Source organism: Fortiea contorta PCC 7126, assembly GCF_000332295.1.
Taxonomy (GTDB): domain Bacteria; phylum Cyanobacteriota; class Cyanobacteriia; order Cyanobacteriales; family Nostocaceae; genus Fortiea; species Fortiea contorta.
The window spans coordinates 117832-141677 of record NZ_KB235931.1; the positions used below are offsets into that span (position 1 = coordinate 117832).

Sequence of the window (23846 nt, forward strand, 5' to 3'; positions counted from 1 at the left end):
TTAAATGCAAATCAGATAAGTAAACATCCCGATTTTAGCTATTTCCCAGCACAAATGGGCAATGGGAATTTTAGAGCCTCGGTTTGAGATTGAAACTTGGATTCCAGAACCTAAAGCTTCCCACACTCCCCACACCTCCCACACTCCCCACACCCCCCACACTTCCCACACTCCCCACACTCCCCACACTCCCCACACTCCCCACACCTCCCACACTTCCCACCTCCCCACTCTCTCTATAACTTCCGGAATATAACTATTAATCTAATCCTTGAATTCTCTCTAGAGAAAGAACTCATTATGTCTTTTATTTTCTAAGTTAGTGTTAGTAAATACCAAAATCTAAATTTTGTAACAATCATGGATAATCAACAAGATAAACAAATTCGTCAACCTGTTAGTGAAGATTGGCATTCCCAAGACGAACCAAATGTTAAAGAAAGAAAATTAACAGCGAACCCTGGAGATAGAATTGCTGATGAACCTCAATCAGTAGAGGAAAAAGCTCAACAAGTAGCTCTGGATGTTCCTGATATCACCGGCGACCAAATTAAAGTACCGACATACTTTGTTGTGGAATACCCCGATGGAGAGAAAAAGGCTCTACACCACGTTAAAGATGCAGAAGAAATTTCTGATGTGATTAGACAAGCTCGATTAGATGAGAACGGCGATCGCGTTTGGTGGTAGTCAGAACAATTCATCATAATTAATTCGTAATTCGTAATGTGAACTATTAATTATGGATTACGAATTATAGCAGTTCCCAATTACATGAAGTACAGCCTAGCTAGCCTCTAACCTCAGCTAAATGTACCTCCCTAAAACGAGAAACGCTATATTTTGTTATTTACTATTGCGCGCAGGTTGATATTGTAGACTACGCAGGCTTATGATCTAAGCGGGTCGCTTGTTCCAGGGCAGCTTTTTCTTTGGATCTCCGGGCGTAGGGCTGTAATTGGACGCGATCGCATCCGGTGAGAATGCTCAAATTGTCTAAGCTAATACCCCGCATCAACATTTCTACACACCAAGTGTGTTGTGCTTGTTCCAGCGCCGGCGGTTTTCCCTGGGTGGTTAATAATCCCTGAGTCCATGTTTCCCAGCATGTCTGAATTGCTGACTCAGTGATTAAGTTCCCATTTTGGTCAAGGAACATCGCTTTTTGAGTATCTTTGCGACTTTTCAACCATTTAATCAACGGATTGTTAGTGTACGAGCCGTAGCGTTTACCCATAATCCATTGATTTACAGGTACTTGACGCACGAATCCGGGAGTTGTTACCTGGAGAAAGTGTCCGTTAGCGTCATAAATTTGATGCGATCGCTGTAAGCTAACTATTTCCCTAGGAAATAATCCGGCGCCAAATAACACATACGCCAAAGCATAATCTTGTAGTCCGAGTTTTCCCGCTTGTCGCAAAATTTCGTGAACAATAAGAGCAGGTAAATCAGCCACTTCTGGAGTCAGAACAATGCTCGCTGGCGTAATTGCCAATTCTGGTACAGGTGACATCGCTCCGTGTAAAAATAATCTCACCAAATTCTCTAGAAAGTCGTCTCGGTCTTCCCAAAGTTCATGAAATTCGCTGGTAAACTCAATCACAGCATATCCTAAGAGCATTCCATTCAGCAGACTAGCCAGTTTTTCTGCTGGAAGATATGTATTTAAGTGTCCTTGCTCCATAACCGTGGCTAGATATTGTGCCACGTAGCGGTTAGCCTCTGTTAAACCCCTACCTAGGGCGCGGCGATTTTCCGTGGGGTATTGATCCGCTTCTCCTACAACTGAGCGCACAAACTCCGGTACCCGTTCGAGTGCATGTAAGCTTTCACTTGCATAGTCTTTTAAAGCTTGGTAAACACTACCAGGGGGATTCGCCCGCCGCACCAGAGATTCTCCTAAATTTTTGAAGGCTGCAGATTCTTCTAAAACTGCCAGCAGTAGACCATGTTTATTGCCAAAATGCCGAAACAGCGTGACTTCGTTAACCTCGGCTTGATCTGCGATTTGACGAGTTGTAGTACCACTAACACCTTGAGCAGTAAATAACTCCAGAGCGGCTTGTATCAAACGTTGACGGGCTGAGTATGGTTGAGACGACATAAAAACAAATGCAAGTTGCACTTGCATACAAATAACAAAGTTGCTAGCATAGCAAATGTAAGTGATACTTGCTCTATTCTAACTGTAACAAATGAGAATACAGAGCGGGTGAATCCCTTGTATAGAGCAAATCACTCCATCATTCATCAACAGGAATTTTTATGACCGCAAAATTTCTGGCGACCACCCCTGAGACAGGAGATGCGCCCCGCCTCAGTTGGTTAAATGTAGTATTTTTTACTACATTTCACGCCTTGGCTCTAACGGCTCCCTGGTTTTTTTCCTGGTCAGCCTTGGGTTTATTGATATTTCTCCACTGGTTGTTTGGAAGTATTGGAATTTGCCTAGGATATCACCGTTTACTGAGTCATCGGAGTTTCCAGGTATCGAAAGCAGTAGAATATGCGATCGCCTTCATTGGCGCACTTGCTCTCCAAGGGGGGCCGATTTTCTGGGTTGGTGGACATCGCCAGCATCACGCTCACACCGAAGATATCGACCTAGACCCCTACTCAGCCCAACGGGGGTTTTGGTGGAGCCATATGTTATGGATTTTCTACCCTCGTTCGCAATTTTTTGATTATGAAATCTATCAAGCATACGCTCCCGATTTAACACGACAAGCATATTATCGGTGGCTTGATCGTTATTTTATACTCCTGCAAATCCCCCTAGGTTTACTGTTATATGCCATGGGGGGATGGTCTTTTGTCATCTATGGAATTTTTGTCAGAGCAGTCCTGCTTTGGCATTCTACTTGGTTTGTGAACTCAGCCACACACAAGTGGGGCTATCGCACCTTTGCAGCCAATGACGGCTCATGTAACCTATGGTGGGTATCAATTGTTACTTATGGTGAAGGATGGCACAACAACCATCATACCTATCCCCATGTAGCCAAAGCAGGCTTTTCTTGGTGGGAAATTGACATTACCTGGTGGAGCATTAAACTTTTGCAGACTTTGGGTTTAGCAAAAAAAGTTATCATGCCTCCAGCCCAAAGTTTAAGTCACAAATAAAAAACTTTACTCATCAGGGAATATGGAACAGCCATCAATTTCATATTCCCCATTTCCTTTCATTCTATCTGCTTTGTCAAATCTAAATAACAAAAAATGTCCCCAATTTTATGACTGCAAAAAATCAAACAGAAAAAGACTTTTTGACGACAAATACTAATACAAGTAACAAGCAAACAACAGAAAAAATTCTCTGTCCTCATTGTCTACGCACAGCGACCAATAATATTAAATGTAAAGGAATTTGTGTGGCTGACAGTGACTATTAGAATTGTGCGATTACCGCTTAATTATTTGATATTTAAAAAAGCAAACTTACCTTTGATACCGTTAGCTTCCATCTGCAACTGAGCAACATAAAATTGTTTTTGAATAACATCACCTACTGGTGTAAAAGCAATTTCACCAAGGGGAGTTTGATAAGTCAATTTTAGTAATTCCTGATTCAATTCTGTACGCAGTTGTGGTATGGTCAAATCTTTAATTTGTCTTTTTTTATCTAAAGATTGCAGCGCTTCTACATATACTTGTAATGCAGCAAAAGCTTGAGCACTGACTTGGGGTGGTTCTCGCTGATATTGTTTTAGATATGCTTGACGAAATGCAGTATTAATTTTATTTTCATATTCAGGACTATAAGCTTGAGCAATAATCACGCCATCACAAAGCGCTCTGCAAACTGAAAATATATGAGATGTATTAAATCCATTCCCACCAACAATTAATCCTTTATAACCAAGTTCTCGTAATTGTTTAACTAAATTTCCACCATCAACAGCCAACCCAGATACAATCGCTAAATCTGGTTTTAAATTCATCGCATTGCTGACTTGAGTTTGAAAATCGGTATCTGTAGTTTGAAATTTTTGGACTGTAATTAAATTCAATCCTAAATCTTTAACTGTGTTTTGAAAAATTTCCGTTTCTGACTTATTAAAAGCATCATTTTGAGCATAAAATACAGCTACTCTTTTGATTTGGGGATTTTGTTTAAGAGCCGCTTTCACCGCATAGGGAGCTACCACAGCCACAGATGAAGAAACACGAGCAACATAATCACCAATTTCGGGAATACCTTTAGCAGTATTTGATGCACCAATCACCGGAATTTGATTGCGTTCGGCGATGGGATTAGCGCTAAAAGCTTGCTGTGACAAAGTAGGGCCGATAATTCCAACAACTTTATCTTTACTAATTAAGGTTTGAAAAGCATTAATTGCTCCAGTTTCATCACCACTAGTATCTTGAAATATTAATTTAATCGGTTTACCATTAATACCGCCTTGATCATTGAAATACTTTTGAGCAATTTTGACTCCATCAGTTCCCTCTTGACCAAGTAGCGCAACATTGCTCGTTTGAGCAAAGGCTATACCAATAGGAATATCATTAGCTGTGGAATTACTACTTTTAGTACAAGCTACCAGCAGCAAAGAAGATATGAATAGATGAGAGATACCGAGAGAAAGCTTAATGGCGATCGCATTTTTCATATATACTTAACCATGATAGTTTTTACAATATTAAGAGTTACCGTTTAGACACGGAATTACATCATATCGCAAGTTGTATAAATACGGTACTACCTCGTGTCAATTATAATCGTTATATAAGTAGCTTCTCGCCTTATTTGATTTATTGAAAGATTACTCAATTTTAGTAGATATTAGCTCATGCCATACTTAACTTCTAGTAGCGAAATTCAGAAAATTATTGCCGAATGTACCCAAGCTTCATCTTTGTGGCTAGATACAGAAGTCGCTAACTATAAAAGTCAGCGTCCTCAATTATCACTAATTCAGGTATTAGATAATCCCCAAGATATGAGTGGCGATCGCATTTTTATTTTAGATGTTTTGCAGCAGCCTAAATTAGTAGCCGAATTTGTTAACCAAATTATGGTAAATCCTAATATTGAAAAAATCTTTCACAACGCCAGTTATGATGTGAAATTTCTTGGCGACAAGCAAGCGCAAAATATCACTTGTACCTTAGAAATTGCTAAAAAAATTCCTCATTATCTGTTACCATTACCTAACTATCAATTGCAAACACTCGCCACACAATTATGTAATTTTAATAATATTGATAAACAAGCCCAGACCAGTGATTGGGGTAAACGTCCTTTAACTGAAGCACAAATAGATTATGCTTATTTAGATTGTATATATTTGGCTCAAGTACATGAGCAATTATTAAAACTACAAGCAAAAGTTAATTTTGACCCAGCTACAGAAGATTTAATCGCACTAGGGACAAGATATACACAACTTGAGGAACAATATAAGTTATTACAATCAGAATTTGAACATCTGCAAGAACGAATCAAAAAAGCTATGCAGACTCAAAAAGTAAAAGAAACCTCTTATTGCAAACTCACTAGTTATCAGCGAAAAACTGTGAAAGTAGCATTTGCTGAATTGGCGAGACTAGTAGAAAATCAAGGAATTGATTTAGATTTTCCAGTAACATTAACTCAGAAACTGCAAAAGGATTTAGGAGAAAATCTAGAACAATTATCTGTAGATATTGATGCAACTACCACTTGGCGATTGACTCCCAAAAATCAGGACAGCAATTTAGAAAATGAATAAATTGTTTATAGTGAACTGTATTTAAATCTAGATTGCTGTATCAATATAAAGATTTAAATAAAAAATTGCACATAATTATAAAAGAGTAGAGAAAAATTATAATAAAGGCGGGAAATAAATAGATAACTTATAAAAAATGAAAGCTTTTATACTGGATGCTAAATGCTGCACAGTTTATGCTGTGAATAATAGATGAGATGTGGCAATGCAACGCCTATCTGACGATTGAAAACAGCGGGTGATGAATTTCTGGATATATCAATTGAGTGAGTTTTGATAGGCAAAGTTAGCCGCGATCGCTAGTTAAAAAAATCACTAAATGGGGCACTAATTCGATACAGGTAAAATAGCGGTTGAAAATAACTTATGAAGCTGGGATTTGGGCAAAAAAAACATCAAGGTGTGAGCAGAGTCATCATGATAACAATGTTGACAGGATTGAGTGTATTTACTAACATTTCTTGTAGTAAAAACAGCGATGTATTAGTAACAGAAATTGGTGTTAATCCTCCCAGTCGTTCCTCAGCAAAAGCATCCAAAGCAGGAGAATTTTATCTTCAGGGACAAAATCAACATCTCAAAGGTAACTTACAAGGAGCGATCGCTTCCTATGACAAAGCAATTAGCCTCGATTCCCAATACGGTAATGCTTACAAAAGCCGGGGATTAGCTTACTTTGACTTAGGACAAAAAACCGAAGCGATCGCCGATTATAATCAAGCTATTCGCCTTAACCCCAACGACGCCGAAGCTTATAATAGCCGAGGAAACGCTCGCGCTTCCCAAGGAGACAACAGAGGCGCCATCGAAGATTATAACGAAGCCATCCGCCTAGCTCCCAACTACGCCGAAGCGTACAACAACCGAGGAAATGCTCACGCTTCCCAGGGAGACAGAAGCAAAGCCATAGATGACTTGGGACAAGCAATTCGCCTCAACCCACGATATGCGATCGCCTACAACAATCGCGGTAACGCTCGCGCCGCCCAAGGAGATAATAAAGGAGCGATCGCCGATTATAATCAAGCCATCCGCCTTAATCCTAACTTCGGCCCTGCTTACAACAACCGAGGAAACGCCCGCGCAGCAGACGGAGACAAACCAGGAGCAATTAAAGACCTACAACGAGCTGCAGATATCTTTCAAAACGAAGATAACAAAGACTTGTACCAGCAAGTGATGAACAACATTAAAGAACTCGGACAATAAAAAACTCCACGCTGGATTTGTCTGTTTTTACTGTAGCCTCCTGACAAATGTGCAATCACTCTCACTTCTCATACCATTTCACTCAAAATCTGATACAAATGTAAACCCTGAAAGCTTTGCTGCATCTAAGTTTTTTAATTGCGAATTGCTTGATTCGCAGCGTTAGCGAGTCCGCGAGCGTCATTGCGAATTGCGAATTGCGAATTGGTATCACCAGTGGGATTGAGGTAAAATTTTTCCGAAATTGTTGCAATACTCCTGGTAGTTATACTCGGTGTTTAAAAACACTTTCTCAATTTGAATGAATGGAGATAAAGTATGCGGAGTTTGTTCTTAGGATCTTTAGTTTTAAGCGGATTAATTGCAGCAGTACCTGCATTTGCAAACGACACCGCTAACACCACTACCGGACGTGAGGGTTCTCCTACAGTTAATACAGTAACTAGCCCCTACGGGAATTGGCGTTGTCAGTCTGTTTGCGTAATTGTTGAATGGAGATATCCGAATGGAGTAAAACCGGGTGAAACTGGCTATCCTAGTAAAGTCGAAGATGGCTTCGATGGATGGGTTGTAAAGGAGGAGCCACCAAAACGCCAATACACGAATAAGGAGCAATAGATTCAGCCTCGTACTCCGTCCTTAAGACTACCGTGTATACACGGTAGTCTTACCAAAGGGATTAGAGCTGATTCCCGTCCGTAATACCGTTTCACTTTCAGAAGCAAGAAAAGTGATGTGTATCAAGAATTTCGTGAAATGGCACAACATACTCCTTTGTCAACAAACATATGAAAATGTGCGCCTAACAAACCCTACTTGCCCAGCACCGCTAAAATAGTACGAAGGAAACAACCCGAACACAAAGCCATACTCATGTCTTCCAATCCCCAGAAACTCAGCGGTAACGAAATTCGCAGCCAATTCCTTAACTTCTACGCCCAACGGGGACATCAAATTCTCCCTAGCGCTTCCCTTGTACCAGAAGATCCTACCGTGCTGCTGACGATCGCGGGGATGTTACCATTTAAACCGATATTTTTAGGACAACGGACACCAGAATTTAAGCGAGCGACGACATCACAAAAGTGTATCCGCACCAATGATATCGAGAATGTCGGACGCACCAAACGCCACCAGACCTTTTTTGAGATGCTGGGTAACTTCAGCTTTGGTGATTATTTTAAACAACAAGCGATCGCTTGGGGTTGGGAAATCTCGACACAAGTTTTTGGCTTCTCACCCCAAAACCTCGTCGTCAGCGTGTTTGAGGAAGATGATGAAGCTTTTGCGATTTGGCGCGACCAAATCGGTGTCGTGGAAGCGAGAATCAAGCGCATGGGCGAAGATGATAATTTTTGGGTATCTGGCCCCACAGGCCCTTGTGGCCCTTGTTCAGAGATATACTACGACTTTCACCCAGAACTCGGTGATGAACATATTGATTTAGAAGACGATACCCGCTTTATCGAGTTTTATAACCTCGTCTTCATGCAATATAACCGCGACGCTGAAGGGAATTTAACACCGCTGCAAAACCAGAACATCGACACCGGGATGGGTTTAGAAAGGATGGCGCAAATCCTCCAACAAGTCCCGAATAATTACGAAACTGATTTAATTTTCCCCATAATTCAAACCGCAGCCGAGATTGCAGAGATTGACTACCACTCCAGTGATGAGCAGACCAAAATCTCGCTCAAAGTCATCGGTGATCATGTGCGTTCCGTCGTCCACATGATTGCTGATGAAATTCGCGCCTCTAATGTCGGGAGGGGTTATATCTTGCGGCGGTTAATTCGTCGATTGGTGCGTCACGGGCGCTTAATTGGTATCTCTACAGAGTTTACTACCCAAGTTGCAGAAACAGCGATCGCTCTAGCAGCATCAGCTTACCCCAATGTGCGTCAGCGAGAAGCAGCAATTAAAGCCGAACTGCAACGGGAAGAGTCGAATTTCCTCAAAACTCTGGATAGAGGGGAAAAATTGCTGGCGGAAATTATCCAAGAACTCAAACAGCAAGGCAAAACTCAAATTAGTGGTGAGAGCGCCTTCACTCTCTACGATACCTACGGCTTTCCATTAGAACTGACACAAGAAATCGCTGCGGAAAATCACCTCACCGTTGACGAAACAGGTTTCAACGTCGAGATGCAAAAGCAGGTAGAACGGGCAAAAGCTGCTCACCAAAGCATCGATTTAACTGTGCAAGGTTCCCTCGATACCCTAGCTGAACACATCCACGCGACCGAGTTTATTGGTTATGACCAAGCTGCAGCCACTGCTAAAGTAGAAGTCTTACTAGTGGGTGGCGTCTCCCAAGAAGAAGCCGAAGCGGGAATTGACGTGCAAATCGTCCTCAACCAAACCCCATTCTACGCCGAATCTGGGGGACAAATCGGCGATCGCGGTTATATCTGTGGTGATGGTGTGGTCGTCAGCATTGACGATGTGAAAAAAGAATCTGATTTCTTTGTCCACTTCGGCCGCATCGAACGCGGTACAATCCGAGTAGGAGATATTGTATCTGCTCAAATAGACCCCGCTTGTCGGCGTCGTCTCCAAGCCAATCACACCGCAACCCACCTCCTCCAAGCGGCGTTGAAGAAAATTGTTGATGAGGGGATATCTCAAGCCGGTTCCTTAGTTTCCTTTGACAGACTGCGTTTCGACTTCAACTGTCCTCGCGGTTTGACAACCGCAGAAACCCAAGCAGTCGAAGAACAAGTCAACACTTGGATTGCCGAAGCCCACATTGCCAAGATAGAAATATTACCCATAGCCGAAGCCAAAGCTAGGGGTGCAGTCGCCATGTTCGGCGAAAAATATGGCGAAGAGGTGCGAGTGATTGATTTTTCTGGTGTATCAATGGAACTCTGCGGTGGGACACATGTCAGTAATACTGCTGAAATTGGCGTTTTTAAGATTATTTCCGAAGCTGGTGTCGCTTCTGGGGTACGCCGCATCGAAGCTGTATCCGGCCCAGCGGTGCTAGATTATCTCAACTTAAGAGATAAAGTAGTCAAAGATTTAAGCGATCGCTTTAAAGTTAAACCAGAAGAACTACCAGAGAGAATCACCACACTGCAAAACGAACTCAGAACCAGCCAGAAGCAGTTGGAAGTTTTGAAAGGGCAATTAGCGATCGCCAAATCTGATAGCTTACTACAAACAGCCGAATCTGTAGGCGATTATCAAATCATCGTCGCCCAATTAGACGACGTTGACCCAGAATCCTTGAAAACTGCAGCCGAACGGTTACTGCAAAAAATTGGTAATGGTGCGATCGTCCTTGGTTCCGTCCCTGAACCAGACAAGGTAAGCATAGTTGCCGCTTTTAGTCAAGAGGTGAACAAAAAAGGTCTACAAGCAGGTAAATTTGTCGGCGCCGTAGCGAAAATCTGCGGTGGTGGTGGTGGTGGAAGACCAAATTTAGCCCAAGCCGGCGGTAGAGATGCGAGTAAGTTACCAGAGGCTTTAGCCCAGGCGTTGAGTGATTTAAAAGCGGGGTTGGGTTAGTTTTTTGTAGCGTAAGCACATTGCGTGCTTTCGATACTCTTAATCAGTTGATAAGTTTTTGATCGCAACTGTCCCACCATCACGAAAATCAACACCAAGATGGTAGTCTTTAAGCAGTGCAGTTCCAACTAATGGACGACGACCCATTTTAAATAATCTTTATCTAAACATACTGGTGAGCGATCGCACAAACAGTAAAATATATTTTACTCAAACTATTTACAGGCAAGATTTTTAGCCAATTGACACCACAGATAATAGCTTGACTGATTTAATTTTTGAGCAACTATAACTTGAAATTAATCTAGCGTTAACTCTGATGAATAATCTATTGTGGTAAACATCCATATAAGAGTTAAAAATGTACAACTACATTAAGTGTATCTATTTTAGTGAATTAGAACACTTGTGAACAAATCTGTTTGGATTTTCAGAAGAGAAACGTAGAAATTTCAAGGAGTAACTGTGTTTTTTTTTAAAAGACTTAGTAGGAAGTTCCTTAGATTTTTGGCTGTTGCTTTCTTCGTGCTCACACTAGTTTTATATCCTTCTCTTTTGGGTAATTTACCAATAGTAGGAACGCTCACATCAGAGATCAGGATTATCCAAGAACAAGCGCCTGAAAATGCATCAACAATTATTGAATTTGACACCAATCAAGCAGCTTTTGCATCTGATGGTTCAGCAAAAAGCAGCAAAAAAGATGGCGTCATTGACTTTTTTAAAATGGCGATGGGTGCATTAGCGGGTTTAGTGCTGTTTATCTTCGGTGTTACTCGCCTGTCTGAAGGATTAGAAGACCTGGGGACAGAGCGGATGAAAAATTTCTTGAGTAAATGCACAACTAATCGGTTTGCTGGTGTATTAACAGGAGCAGTAGCAACCACCTTGCTAGAGTCATCCTCAGTCACCATCATCATGGTGATTGCAATGGTGAGTGCTGGTGTACTCACCTTCGTCCAATCCTTGGGTGTAGTATTGGGTTCCAATATTGGAACTGCAGTCGGGGCGCAAATCATCTCCCTTGATATTAAGCTGTATGTTCCCATACTCATGTTTGCCGGGTTATTGCTGTTATTTTTAGGAAAAACCCAGCGACTGAAAACCATCGGTATCATCATCCTCGGATTTGGCTTGATGTTCTACGGGCTAGAAGCCATCGACGAAGCGATGAAGCCCTTCCGCACCTACAAGCCCTTCATTAGCTGGATGGAGACTTTAGGCAATAATCCCGTCTTGGGTGCTTTAGTTGGCGCCTTGTTTACCATTATCATTCAATCTTCCTCCGCAACAGTAGCGATCGTTATTACCCTAGCCAGTTCCGGAATTATTGCTCTACCTGCAGGGATTGCAATCATGTTAGGGGCAGAGGTTGGTACCTGCGCTGATACGCTACTATCCACCATTGGTAGGGGAAGTGCGGCGCTGAGAACAGGCGTGTTTCACTTCTTATTTAACTTGGTTAGTGCGACTCTGGGGATTATCTTTGCACCCCAACTTGTGCAACTAGCGCAAGCTATCTCTGGTGGTGCTGGAGTCGGACGACAAGTTGCTAATGCTCAGATGCTGTTTAATATCTTGGGTGTTGTGCTGTTGATTGGCTTTTTACCCGTAGTGGCTCGCTTATTAGAAAGACTGATTCCCGAGAGTGAAGCTGACGCAGAACGTAAACGTCGCCAAGAAGAGAAGCAAAGAATTTCTGAGCAGGTTGGTGCAGGTGCTTAAAGGAGGCAAAATAATGATGTGTTCTCAAACTCGAAACTGGGCATTTGTCATCTCTCTTGTGACTTTGGGAGTTGCGGCTTGTAGCGGTCAAAATCTCGACACCACAGTTTCCTTTCCAGAAGCTGTGAACAAAGCCAAAGAAGTCAGCGCCTCAGAAAAATTAACAGGGTCAATTAAAATAGACGGCTCTAGTACAGTATTTCCGATTTCCAAGGCGATGGTAGAAGCCTTCCAGAAATCAAATCCCGGTGTGCAAATCGCCGTGGGAGTTTCCGGGACAGGTGGGGGATTCAAAAAATTCTGTGCTAATGAAACTGATATCAGTGGCGCATCTCGCCCCATCAACGCTGAGGAAATGGAGCTTTGTAAACAAAATAACGTCGAGTTTATTGAGTTACCCATTGCTTTTGATGGTTTGGCGATCGTAGTTAACCCCCAAAACAATTTTGCTCAATGTTTAAAATTGGGCGAGTTGCGAAAGATGTGGGAACCAGGCGCCCAAGGCAAAATCAGTAATTGGAACCAAGTACGCTCTAGTTTCCCCAATCAACCCTTGAGTCTTTACGGCCCTGACAAGGAATCTGGTACCTACGATTATTTCACCCTCGCAGTTGTAGGTGAAGAAGGAAAAAGCCGCAGTGATTTTTCTCCTAGCAAAACTGATACAGCTTTGGTAGAGGGAATTGCAGCTAATCCCAACGCGCTCGGCTACTTTGGCTACGCTTACTACTTAGCCAATCAAAACAAACTCAAACTTTTAGCTGTTGACAGCGGTAGCGGTTGTGTGCAACCAAGCCCCCAAACGATCGCCGATTCTCGCTACCAACCCCTATCCCGCCCTGTGTTTATTTACGTCAAAAAATCAGCGGTAAAACGCCCAGAGGTCAAAGCTTTTAGCAGTTTCTATGTCTCGCCAGATAACGCTAATTTGATCCTCCAAGTGGGTGATGTACCCTTACCCAGCGTCGCCCTAGAAGCAGCCGGCCTCCGCTTAGACAACGGTCAAACCGGGACTAAATTTGGCGGTAAAGGTTCTGTGCTTGGTGTCAAACAAGACGCCCTCAAGTAGGCTGAAAACAGCAGTATTTTACAGTAGGGTATGTCCATAAAAACTCTTGTTTCTCTTGGCTTGCTGGTGTTCATACCAATTTCCATTGCTGCCAAGCATTGGGAATGGGGGTCACTTACTGTTTTTATCACATCAGCGATCGCGATCGCACCGTTAGCCATCTGGTTAAGTACGGCGACAGAGGAAATAGCAGTTGTTACAGGCCCTTCCATCGGCGGCTTACTCAACGCTGTGTTTGGCAATGCGACAGAATTAATCATTGCCTTAGTTGCGCTTAAGGAGGGCTTGATTGATATTGTCAAAGCCAGCATCAGCGGTACCATCATCAGTAACTTGTTATTGGTAATGGGGCTTTCGATGTTGCTTGGTGGGCTGCGCTACAAAGAGCAGGAGTTTCAGCCAGTGGTAGCACGGGTGAACGGCTCGACTATGACTCTAGCCGTCACAGCCTTGGTTTTGCCTGCACTTGTGACTTATTCTTCTGGCAAAGTCAGCACTGAGCAAATTGGCAAAATCTCCATCACTGCTGCGGTAGTCTTGGTTGTGGTTTATATTCTCACACTAGTGTTTTCCCTGAAAACTCACAGCTATCTCTATGAAGTGGGGCTGGTGGAGCAAGAAGAGAACAAACCCCAGGATGCTATTGAACACAGCACTAAACCTAATCTTTGGCTCTGGCTGGGCGTCTTGGTGGTTTCCACACTGGCTGTAGCATTTGAGTCAGAAATTTTTGTCGGTGCGGTGGAAGAAGCTACATCAGGGCTGGGACTCACTCCCCTATTCACTGGTGTGATTTTGCTACCGCTGGTGGGTGGAGCAGCAGAATATGTCACAGCGGTGCGAGTAGCCATTAAAAACAATATGGATTTATCTGTATCTGTAGCGATGGGGTCTAGCTTGCTGGTAGCCTTACTCGTGGCGCCCATCTTGGTAATTGTGGGACAAGCGATTGGTCAACCGATGGATTTGAGTTTCGAGCTGTTTGAGGTAGTTGCAGTTACTATTGCTGTTGCTGTTGCCAATCTCATTAGTTTGGATGGTCGCTCTAATTGGTTAGAAGGAGTTCTCCTCTTAGCAACATACATCATCCTCGGAGCTGCTTTCTATTTCCACCCGGCGTAATAGCACCAGGTTAGGTTGAGGCGCAAGCGCAACCAGTCTGATGCTTCGACCTAACCAACAAAATCTGGAAATTAAAATCTAAAATTGTTTGAGGTAGGAGATAAGCTGTGAGTAATCAAGTCGAGCTCGATGTTGAAAAGTCCTATTCGCAGCAAGATACAATTGCTGCTTTGCGCCGATTAGCTGATGCATTAGAGCAAAATACGACTTTTGAGATATTTCTAGAAGGAGTGCGGGTGTTTGTACCACCAAATGCCACAATCCAATTTGAGTATGAACGGGAGGAAGATGAGCAAGAGTTAGAGATTGAGGTGAAGTGGAAGTATTCGTAACCGCAGGATCTCACTTTTTAGTTTGTGGGCTGGGAAGTCTGGGACAATACTGCGTAGCGGCTCTGAAAAAATTTGGTGGTCGAGTCAGCGCTATCGATATTAGTCGTCCGCAGAGTTGGGAAGTCAAAAACTTGCCCGATTTATTAGAAGATTTTGTCCTCGGTGACTGTCGTCAACCGCACATATTGCAGCAAACTCAAATTCAGCAGTTGAGGGCGGTACTTTTAGTTACTAATAACGAACGAATTAATATTGAAACCGCCTTTGCTGTTCGGTTGCTTAATCCCCATGTCCGCCTTGTAGTCCGGTCTTCCGAGCAGAAACTGAATCAACTTTTAGACCAGCAGTTAGGCAATTTTACTGCCTTTGAGATGAGCGATTTACCAGCGCCAGCTTTAGCGATCGCTACTCTTGCTAATGAAACCCAAGGACTGATTACCCTAGATGAGCATTTGTTGCGAATTGTCCGCTGTTCCATTGACTCAGACCATCGCTGGCGCGATCGCCGTTTTGTGCAAGAATTAAATAACCGTAAACGTCGGGTACTCAGTCATTATCCACACACAACAGCCCCACCCGCAGAGTTTCATCAGTGGGAGCCAGAAGCGAGAATCCGCGCCGGAGATACTGTCATCTACATTGAAATTACCGAGAATTTGGGTGATTTTGTCCAGTCAAATGCTATACCTGCGGGTCAATCCAAGAGGACAATCAAACAAAGATGGGAATATCTGCGTCAGCAACTATCAAGTTTAGATTTGCAGCAATTACCATCACAGTTGCGTCAATTCCTCTCCCAGCAGCAAAGTAAGCGGGTCGCTATTTTAGTGGGAATTACGGTTTTATCACTGGTGATACTGGGTACAACCATTCTCAAAGCAGCTCATCCCCAAGAAAGTTGGCTCAAAGCTTTATATGTCAGCAGTGTGATGCTGCTCGGCTCCTATGATGTTGTGTTTGGTGCTCTCAGTTCCGCAGATACCATACCTGTGTGGATGCGGTTTCTCAATTTAAGCTACATGCTAGCGGGTACTGCTTCCATTGCTGTGTTATACGCATTACTCACCGAAAGCCTACTAGCGGCAAAATTTGAGTTACCTAATAAACGCCCTCCTGTACCTGAGCAAGACCATGTAGTTTTGATTGGGTTAGACCGCGTTGGTCGGCAAGTTGTCAGATATCTGCAAAAGCTCAAGCAACCTTTAGTAGGAGTTAGTGACGCTACCCTAGAACATAATATCTTACCAGAAATGCCGCTGGTTGTTGGCGACTTTCGGGATGTTTTAGAAGATGCGAATCTGAATACTGCGAGGAGTGTGTTGGTTGCGACTGACAACGAAATGGCTAATTTAGAAATTGGCTTGCTAGTCCACGCGACTAATCCTGATGCGGCGCTGGTAATCCAGACATTTGAGCCTGACTTTAGCGATAATTTGGCTCGGCTTCTACCTTATGCCAAAGTGTTGTGTAGTTATTCTCTGGCTGCAGAAGTGTTTGCGGCTGCAGTTTATGGAGATCATATTCTGGATTTATTGCAACTTAATGAACACACAGTGCTGGTAGCAGAATACAAAGTGCAATCAGAGGATAGTTTACAAGGTTTACTGTTAGCTGATGTTGCTTATGGTTATGGAATAGTACCGCTTTTCTACCAAGCTTTTAGCGAGTCAACTGGGTTATTATTGCCCTCAGATGATATTAAGTTAAATGTAGGCGATCGCCTGATTGTTTTAGCTTCTGTAGACAGTCTACACCAAATTGACCAAGGTGAAAAACTGCCCCGACACTGGCAGGTACAAATTAACAATGCTGCGAGCAGAGGTGCTGTGTTTGAAGGTGCAAGAATTATCACCCGCATCACAGGTTGTAGCATCAATACAGCCACTACAGTTATGAATAATTTACCCGCACCTGTACCAATTCTCCTATATAAATATCAAGCACTAAGATTAGTCCGAGAACTCAGCAAAATTCAAACTCAAGCTCATTTAATCGAGGGAATAGGGAACAGGGAATAGGGAATAGTAAGTCGCGCACAATTCTACTCGGCTTTAAACATTTACTTTTCTTGGTTAAAAAATATGCGAGTTTTTAAAACTATTTTTAGTTTTTTATTTGATAAGCGCAAGAATGAGCGTTTTCTAGGTTTTCTTGATGAAGCAGAAGACTTTTTCGCTAAAATTCTGTCTTTGGTGATGCTCATAGTTATTCTGTTTACTATCATAGATTTAAGTATTGTTTTGGTTAAAGAGTTGTCGTCGCCACCGACTGGTAACTTTTCTAAAGGCTTACTCAAAATATTTGGGCTATTTTTGAATGTCTTGATTGCTTTGGAGATTACACAGAATATTACTTCCTATCTCAGCAATCATATTATTCAAATTGAGATGGTGATTGTTACCTCGTTGATTGCTGTAGCTCGCAAAATTATTATTCTTGATTTTGAAAAAATTTCTGATACAGAACTCTTTGCACTTGCGGCAGCAATTTTTGCACTTTCAATATGTTACTGGTTAGTGCGCCGTACTAATTCTAAATATCCTCCTCATCATTAGGTCGCAAAAAATTCAAAGCCAATTACCGATGACAATCATTGGCGCCCAATAAGCGGGGTTGTTGTAAGCGATATTGACGCCTTCAGATGCTGGTAATTGTTTAGCATTAATCATTTTAATTTGGGCTTGTTGCAATGCTTGGGCAATGCTCATGCCGGTGTTGCGATAGTTGGTGTAAAATGTTTTGACTAGTTCGGATGTTGATGTATCTGTGACGCTCCACAAAGAAGCGATCGCACTTTTAACTCCTACTTGCATTGCTACCCCTGCTAATCCTAGTGTGGAACGCTCATCACCAACTGCGGTTTCACAAGCTGTGAGCGCGAGCAGTTCGACGCTATCTGATTTGGTGTTGAGGCTTTGCAATGATTTTTCTAATTCGTTGATGGTCAATTTTTGGTTGTTACCTGCAACAATGAAAGTGTCTTCAGGAATGACACCAAATTGAGCGTGACTGGCGATATGAACCACAGGATATATGGTTTTATTCAGGGTTTGTTGAAATTTTTCAGGGATGAAATTATGGTCTATCAAGTCGATATGATTAGGAAATAGACTTTTAATAGCATCAACTTCGCTGGGAACTGCAGACAGTCCATCAAAATTTTTGCCGTCGATAGTGGCTGGTGTTGTTAACCCCAAAATTAGCGCTTTTTGGATACTGCGATCGCGTGTTTTAGGTGCTGTTAATCGCAGACTAGGAGTTGTCGCAATGGCGTAGTTTTCTACTAAATATTTCTTGCCATCATATAGTGCTGCCATAGGGACGCTACGCAAAAATCCGTCTTGAATAAACACCAATGTTTTGACTTTCTCTGGTGTAATCTCTTGAGCAAAAGGGCGAATTATCCAATCATAAAGCTGGGCAGCAATTGTTGGATCATAATTAATTTCTTCTTTCCCTTTCACTAATCCGGCGCGAAACTCGGCGATTTTTTGTCTGAGAGTAGCACTACTGACTCTTTTGTTGTTACCTTGTTGGTTGGGGTCTTCAATCCATTGAAATTGCGTTGCTTGATTGGGTAACTGCAATAAAATTCCGATTCTATCTTTCAAAATTATTGAACTTAAAAAAGCGGTGTTTTTAAACGCCACACTGTTATCTCTCAGGAGTTCTTCCACTTGTTTTGGACTCAACGCACTTAAAATGCAATCATTACCAAAATAGTTTTGTAATTCGGCGATTTTCAGCGCATCTATAGTTGTTACTACCGCTGATAATTCGTTAGCTCGGCGTTCATTAGCGATCGCTCCAGTTTCTAGCAAATCTAGCCGCGATTGTGCTAAGGTGCTGTATAGTGGCTTGACAACATCGCGGAAGTCAAATTGAACGCTGCGTTCGGCGGTTAAGATCTCGCTACGGATACTTTCTAAGATATCAAATGCTCGTTGATAATAAGCGATCGCTTCTTCTTCTTTGTCCTTTTGTTGATCTAAAATTCTTCCCGCTTGCCACTCCCACAAATATAAGCTATCTCTTGTACTCAATTTATAATCAGCGGCAATAATTGCTGATTGAGTATATTTTAATGCTGTTTCTGTTTTTTGGCGGCATTCCCAGAAATGACCTAAAGCTCCATTAGAGAAAGAAAGTAAGCGATTATCTTTAATTTTTTGACTAGATGCAACTGATGTATTTAACAGATTTAATACTTGTGTATCTGCTAAAGTCAAGCGAGTTGGACAGTAGGTAAAAGGTGAAGTTCCTTGAGGTTCTGGCTGTAGGTATGCTAATTCAATGGCTCCATAAATTTTCGCACTAGAATCGGGTAAAGTTTCTATAATCTGCAAAGATTCCTGAATAGCTTGATTAAATTCGGCGTCATTAATAATTTTGATTTGCTTTGTCTGGGAACCCAACTGAATTAAATTTAATAATCCCCGAATCTGTACTGAATTTTGCTTTTGGTTGCGGGCGAGTTTAGCGCTATCTCGAAAATATTTATAAGCTTGACGATAATCTTCTAGTGATTGTTGCGTTAACTTCTTTTCATTATCGACAATTCTCGCTTGTTTAGCAGAATCGGCTTGAATTTCTCGCAGTTGAGCACGACTTTTATAAGCATTACCCAAGCTATTTAATATTAAAGTCTCATATTCAGGATAAACTTTCTGTCCGGCATTTAAAGTTTTAATTGCTTGGTCATAATTGCCAATGGAACGATATACTTCTCCTAAAATTCCTAAAGCAGCAGCTTCGCCACGTTGATCCCTGTATTTCATCGCAATTTTGACTGCACTATCTGGGGTACATTCTTTTTCTTGACTGATTTCTTCCAGGGTTTTCGACTTATCAAATAACTGTCCACACAAAAGAGCGATCGCTTTGCGCGGTTGTCCCAAAGTGCTGTAAACTTGAGCAAGTTCGGTCTTCATCCGCCCCACTTGCTGCGTATCTTCCGCTGCTTGATAATCACGCATCGCCGTTGACAGTGAGTTAATTGCTAATTGATTTTCTCCCACTTGTTCATAAGCCCGCGCCAAATTTTCATGCACAACTGCGGCACTTGCTGGGTTACTTTTATATTGATTTAATGCGGTTTGCCAATTTTTAATTGCATCGAAAAAGTTCCCCGCTTGATAATCTTTAATCCCTTGTTCAACCAGCATATTTACATTTGGAGTTTGGGCAAATCCGACTTGTCCAAACATGAAACAAATTGATAAAGTTACCAAAAATAAGAATTTGATTAATTTCCGCTGTCGATGAAGTTTTTGATATCGCTGAGTCACTTGCTTGGCTCCAAATTCAAGGGGTTAGGGGTTAGAGGTTAGGGAGTAGGGGCTAGGGGAAGACCTGCTTGATTGTTGTTTGTGAGCGCAGCTGATGGTGTTTTTTGCAAAAGCATCTTTCCTGTTCCCAACTTCCTTTACACAAGTAATACAGAAGGCAAATTGAGATTTTATTGTTTAAATTACCAGAAATTAGCCGAAAAAACTTAAAATTCTCCAAAGTGTGCAGAAAACTGCACAGTGGTATGCACAAATTAGGCAACTATATTTGCATAAATGGTGAATGCATCATCTATTCCATTACCTTAATCTCAGTATTAAAGGCACGGTTGAGCAATCAAAAAAGCAAAAAGCTACCGTTGCTGATGTAATTTCGGTCAATTTTTGCAAATCTTATTCAGAGGTATATCATGTTTTCTCAATTTTTACGCAATACTTTTATAGCCACAACCTTGGCTTTACCATTAGTGCCATTAGCTAGTCAAAGTGTCCTCGCTGACGACAGACGGGATTTCTTAGTTTATAACAACAACGAGTTAGAAATCACCCAATTATATGTATCGTCAGCTAAATCTGATTATTGGGGTAGAAATGTTTTGCAATCAGATATTGTCAGCGGTAGATCTGATGTAATTAGATTTAATAACAACAGTAACCAATGCAACTACGATATTAAAGCTATTTACAGTGATGGAACTTACGACCTAGGTCGTGCTGATCTCTGCAAGACTTACGAAATAACTTTTTATGGTCACGGGGGTGACTATAAATAACTTTTGTAACGGTACATACAAGCTTGATGATTGGTATCTTTACGCAATCATCAAGCAGTTTATGGTAGTATCTTAACTGAGAATTTCATACAATTATTTAAAATTATTGTATGCTCAATATTTTTTTATAAAAAACATATTTACATACAAAAAATGGCTTTATACCTTGGGTTACACAAGTTTTTATTCATCTTAATTTCCTGGATTACCATCACTCCAATTGCAGCTTTTGCTCAATCAACACCCCCATCTGGAGTGACGATTCCCTCTGAGTTTCCCGAAAATATTTTTCCCCAATCATCGCCCTTACCAACAATTACACCAACCCTACCTGCACCAGTTAATCCCATTCTCCCATCCCCGCCAAAAGAAAGTTTACCAGCAACCAATTTTCCCAGTGGTAAAAGTTTTTTTGTCAAGGAAATTCAAATCACAGGTTATTCTGTTTTAGAAACAGAAATTAATCAATTAAAAAAGCCTTTAGAGAATAAAGACATCACATTTGAGCAATTATTGCAACTGCGATCGCAAATCTCCGAACTATACACCAGAGAGGGTTATATCACCAGCGGTGCATTCATTCCCAACGACCAAAATATCGCTAGCGGGATCGTCAAAATGCAAGTTGTGGAAGGAGAACTCGAAGAAATTATTATTACTGGGTTACAAAGATTGCAAATTGCATATGTGCGGTCACGGGTGGCGCGACTCACAGGTAAGCCATTAAACAAAAAACGCATCGAAAAAGCACTACAATTGCTACAGATAGACCCGGTGATTAAGCGAGTCAACGCCGAGTTAACTGCAGGTAGCAGTCCTTCTACCAATGTTTTGCAGTTAAAAATTACCGAAGCGCCAGCATTCCACGCTGGGGTAGTTTTTGCCAATAGTCAATCACCAAGCGTTGGTTCTCTACAAGGAACCGTTTTTATTGCCCATGATAACTTATTAGGATTTGGGGATAAATTCAGCGCTGAATATACAATTACTGAAGCCTTAAACCTGAATGTTTTCAATTATTCTATCCCCTTTAATGCCTTACAAGGTACCGTCAATCTCCGCTACGGTAACAGCAATAGCGGGATTATTAATAGCATCTTTACGCCTTTGAATATCGGTGCTGAAACCGAAAATTTTTCTTTGAATATTCGCCAACCCCTAAGCTACAGCATCAACGAAGAATTTGCTCTTGGTTTGACTTTCGATATGCGGCGCAGTCAAACCTATATTCTTAATAATATCCCTTTCTCTTTCATTGAAGGGCCGGAAGACGGGAGATCAAGAACCACAGCTATTCGCTTTTCTCAAGATTGGTTGCAGCGTGATTCTAACAGAGTTTTAGCAGCGCGATCGCAGTTTAGTTTTGGTATTGATGCTTTCAATCCCACAATCAACGACTCTGGTACTGATGGGCGATTTTTCTCTTGGATTGGACAATTTCAATGGGTGCAAAGATTGTCTCCTCGCATCGTCATGTTAGCTAAAATTAACACCCAACTAACTCCCGATTCCTTACTTTCCCTAGAAAAAGTCGCCATTGGGGGAGTAGATACCGTACGCGGTTATGACCACAATCAACTTGTAGCCGATAACGCAGTTTTAGGAGGAATTCAACTGCAAATCCCGCTCACGAGGAACGCAGACACCCTCAGACTCAGACCATTTATTGACTTCGGTACAGTTTGGAACAATAGAGCTGACAATCCCAATCCTCAAACCATCGCCAGCTTAGGATTAGGTTTAGATTGGCAACCATTTCGGGGTTTAATGTTACGTGCAGACTACGGAATTCCCCTAACTCCAACAGGCGATCGCAGTTCTTCTATATTAGATAATAGCTTTAATTTTTCAGTCCGCTATCAGCCGTTTTAGTTGCTAGATCGCCGACTTGTTGAAGAAGTGTATAGGTTTCTATGAGGGGTTTTCAACCGATATCTAACAATACCTTTAAAACACCACGACTCTGAGCTAACTCAACAGCCGCGAGCCCTCTGCTCAAGGGATAGTTGGCGTGAATTAGGGGCTTAACATCCACTTGTTGTGTTGCTAACAGTTCTAGCGCTGGCGCAAAAGGCCCGCAACGAGAACCAATCAAAGTAATTTCATCCACCACTAGGGAAGAAGCATCTAAGCTCAAGTTTCCAGCATAGGTACTTTTCAAGACTAAAATACCACGGGGACGGAGGGCACGACGAGCGATCGCAAATCCTTCTGGATTACCAGTACACTCTACGACGATATCAAAGTATCTATCTTTTACCGCATCAGCTAAACCTGTCTTGATATCCCGTGCTGCTAGATTAGCGAGTTTTTCCGGATGGCGTCCAACGACCAAAAGTTCACAATCGATGACAGCTAGTGTCTGCGCTACCAATTGTCCCAACTTCCCATCACCAACTACCAGTACCCGGTCATCTGTATTCAACCTCACCTGCTGTTGAATTTCCAGTGCTGCTGCTAGAGGTTCGGTAAATGTTGCTACATCCGTTGGCACATTCACGGGTACGACATGTAGATTTTTAATCGGTAAACAAAGATACTCACCAAAAGCACCGTGGCGATTGACAATTCCGAGTACAGAGCGGTTTTCACAGTGAGTTGGTATTCCACGGAGACAGAAACGACAGTATCCGCAAGCCGCGTTGATTTCCCCCACCACTCGCTGGTTCATCAGGTGTTGTGGCCCCTGTTCGACCACGCCCACGAATTCGTGCCCCAAAATACCAGTGTAAGGATAGTAGCCTTTAATCAGTTCTAAGTCAGTGTTACAAATACCTGCACGCAACACACGCACCAAAGCTTCTCCATCCGCTGGTTCAGGGATGGGAATATCTGTGCGTAGTTGCAGTTGATTGTTTTCGAGCCAGAGTCCTTTCATAAATAATTCGTAATTTGTAAATCATAATTCGTAATATTTTACCGCCAGATGCACACCGTGATTATACGTAATTGATGATGTAAATACAAACTGTTGTGGGGATGTGGGGAGATGGGGAGATGGGGAGGTGGGGAGATGGGGTGTTGTCAGAAATATTTTCATTATTCCCTCATCCCTCATCCCTGTTCCCTGTTCCCTGTTCCCTATTCCCTGT

General features: G+C 42.1%; 20 protein-coding genes. 15 read left to right on the plus strand and 5 right to left on the minus strand.

Going from position 1 to position 23846, the window contains the following annotated elements:
• The first annotated feature begins 61 nt into the window (after positions 1–61).
• Together MIC7126_RS30845 and MIC7126_RS0124900 are read left to right on the plus strand one after the other, a co-directional pair.
• Positions 62–256: a hypothetical protein gene (locus MIC7126_RS30845; protein WP_154656021.1), complete on the plus strand. Its 195-nt coding sequence runs from the start codon at positions 62–64 to the stop codon at positions 254–256.
• A 104-nt stretch (positions 257–360) separates the two neighbouring features.
• Positions 361–690, plus strand: coding sequence for a hypothetical protein (locus MIC7126_RS0124900; RefSeq protein WP_017655845.1), 330 nt, complete (start codon positions 361–363; stop codon positions 688–690).
• Between the two features lie 190 nt (positions 691–880).
• Here the strand turns inward: MIC7126_RS0124900 and MIC7126_RS0124905 are convergent, their stop codons facing one another.
• Entirely contained in the window at positions 881–2107 is a 1227-nt protein-coding gene (locus MIC7126_RS0124905; protein ID WP_040630803.1) for a TetR family transcriptional regulator, read from the minus strand.
• A 161-nt stretch (positions 2108–2268) separates the two neighbouring features.
• Between MIC7126_RS0124905 and MIC7126_RS0124910 the strand changes: the two genes are divergently transcribed.
• Positions 2269–3126, plus strand: coding sequence for an acyl-CoA desaturase (locus tag MIC7126_RS0124910; RefSeq protein WP_017655847.1), 858 nt, complete (start codon positions 2269–2271; stop codon positions 3124–3126).
• A 290-nt stretch (positions 3127–3416) separates the two neighbouring features.
• Here MIC7126_RS0124910 and MIC7126_RS0124920 read toward each other — a convergent pair whose 3' ends face one another.
• Positions 3417–4619: an ABC transporter substrate-binding protein gene (locus tag MIC7126_RS0124920; RefSeq protein ID WP_017655849.1), complete on the minus strand. Its 1203-nt coding sequence runs from the start codon at positions 4617–4619 to the stop codon at positions 3417–3419.
• A gap of 180 nt (positions 4620–4799) precedes the next feature.
• On the opposite strand from MIC7126_RS0124920, the gene MIC7126_RS0124925 reads away from it, so the two are divergent.
• The 10 genes from MIC7126_RS0124925 (at position 4800) to MIC7126_RS0124970 (ending at position 17248) form a co-directional block, all read left to right on the plus strand.
• Positions 4800–5720: a ribonuclease D gene (locus MIC7126_RS0124925; protein WP_017655850.1), complete on the plus strand. Its 921-nt coding sequence runs from the start codon at positions 4800–4802 to the stop codon at positions 5718–5720.
• Between the two features lie 366 nt (positions 5721–6086).
• On the plus strand, positions 6087–6929 hold the full coding sequence (locus tag MIC7126_RS0124930; protein ID WP_017655851.1) for a tetratricopeptide repeat protein: 843 nt from the start codon (positions 6087–6089) through the stop codon (positions 6927–6929).
• A 318-nt stretch (positions 6930–7247) separates the two neighbouring features.
• Positions 7248–7547, plus strand: coding sequence for a hypothetical protein (locus tag MIC7126_RS0124935; protein WP_017655852.1), 300 nt, complete (start codon positions 7248–7250; stop codon positions 7545–7547).
• Between the two features lie 255 nt (positions 7548–7802).
• Complete coding sequence (alaS, locus tag MIC7126_RS0124940) at positions 7803–10445, plus strand: alanine--tRNA ligase (protein ID WP_017655853.1); 2643 nt, start codon at positions 7803–7805, stop codon at positions 10443–10445.
• Positions 10446–10952: 507 nt separating this feature from the next.
• Positions 10953–12170 carry a Na/Pi cotransporter family protein gene (locus MIC7126_RS0124945; protein WP_238553718.1) on the plus strand — a complete coding sequence of 406 codons (1218 nt, stop codon included), beginning with the start codon at positions 10953–10955 and terminating at the stop codon, positions 12168–12170.
• 13 nt (positions 12171–12183) lie between these two features.
• Positions 12184–13239, plus strand: a complete 1056-nt coding sequence (locus tag MIC7126_RS0124950; RefSeq protein ID WP_040630764.1) for a PstS family phosphate ABC transporter substrate-binding protein — start codon at positions 12184–12186, stop codon at positions 13237–13239.
• A gap of 30 nt (positions 13240–13269) precedes the next feature.
• Positions 13270–14361 carry a calcium/proton exchanger gene (gene cax, locus MIC7126_RS0124955; RefSeq protein ID WP_017655856.1) on the plus strand — a complete coding sequence of 364 codons (1092 nt, stop codon included), beginning with the start codon at positions 13270–13272 and terminating at the stop codon, positions 14359–14361.
• A 107-nt stretch (positions 14362–14468) separates the two neighbouring features.
• Positions 14469–14693, plus strand: coding sequence for an amphi-Trp domain-containing protein (locus MIC7126_RS0124960; RefSeq protein ID WP_017655857.1), 225 nt, complete (start codon positions 14469–14471; stop codon positions 14691–14693).
• Entirely contained in the window at positions 14678–16711 is a 2034-nt protein-coding gene (locus MIC7126_RS0124965; protein ID WP_017655858.1) for an NAD-binding protein, read from the plus strand. Before MIC7126_RS0124960 ends, MIC7126_RS0124965 begins: the two co-directional genes overlap by 16 nt.
• A 63-nt stretch (positions 16712–16774) precedes the next feature.
• Complete coding sequence (locus MIC7126_RS0124970) at positions 16775–17248, plus strand: phosphate-starvation-inducible PsiE family protein (protein ID WP_017655859.1); 474 nt, start codon at positions 16775–16777, stop codon at positions 17246–17248.
• Positions 17249–17260: 12 nt separating this feature from the next.
• Here MIC7126_RS0124970 and MIC7126_RS0124975 read toward each other — a convergent pair whose 3' ends face one another.
• Entirely contained in the window at positions 17261–19981 is a 2721-nt protein-coding gene (locus tag MIC7126_RS0124975; RefSeq protein WP_026100512.1) for a CHAT domain-containing protein, read from the minus strand.
• 410 nt (positions 19982–20391) lie between these two features.
• Between MIC7126_RS0124975 and MIC7126_RS0124980 the strand changes: the two genes are divergently transcribed.
• Both MIC7126_RS0124980 and MIC7126_RS0124985 read left to right on the plus strand, forming a co-directional pair.
• Complete coding sequence (locus MIC7126_RS0124980) at positions 20392–20754, plus strand: hypothetical protein (RefSeq protein ID WP_017655861.1); 363 nt, start codon at positions 20392–20394, stop codon at positions 20752–20754.
• Positions 20755–20907: 153 nt separating this feature from the next.
• Positions 20908–22626, plus strand: a complete 1719-nt coding sequence (locus tag MIC7126_RS0124985) for a ShlB/FhaC/HecB family hemolysin secretion/activation protein (RefSeq protein WP_017655862.1) — start codon at positions 20908–20910, stop codon at positions 22624–22626.
• Positions 22627–22678: 52 nt separating this feature from the next.
• On the opposite strand, the gene MIC7126_RS0124990 is transcribed toward MIC7126_RS0124985, so the two are convergent.
• Entirely contained in the window at positions 22679–23632 is a 954-nt protein-coding gene (locus tag MIC7126_RS0124990; protein ID WP_017655863.1) for an MDR/zinc-dependent alcohol dehydrogenase-like family protein, read from the minus strand.
• 21 nt (positions 23633–23653) lie between these two features.
• Positions 23654–23794, minus strand: coding sequence for a hypothetical protein (locus tag MIC7126_RS30850; RefSeq protein ID WP_154656022.1), 141 nt, complete (start codon positions 23792–23794; stop codon positions 23654–23656).
• Positions 23795–23846 lie beyond the last annotated feature (52 nt).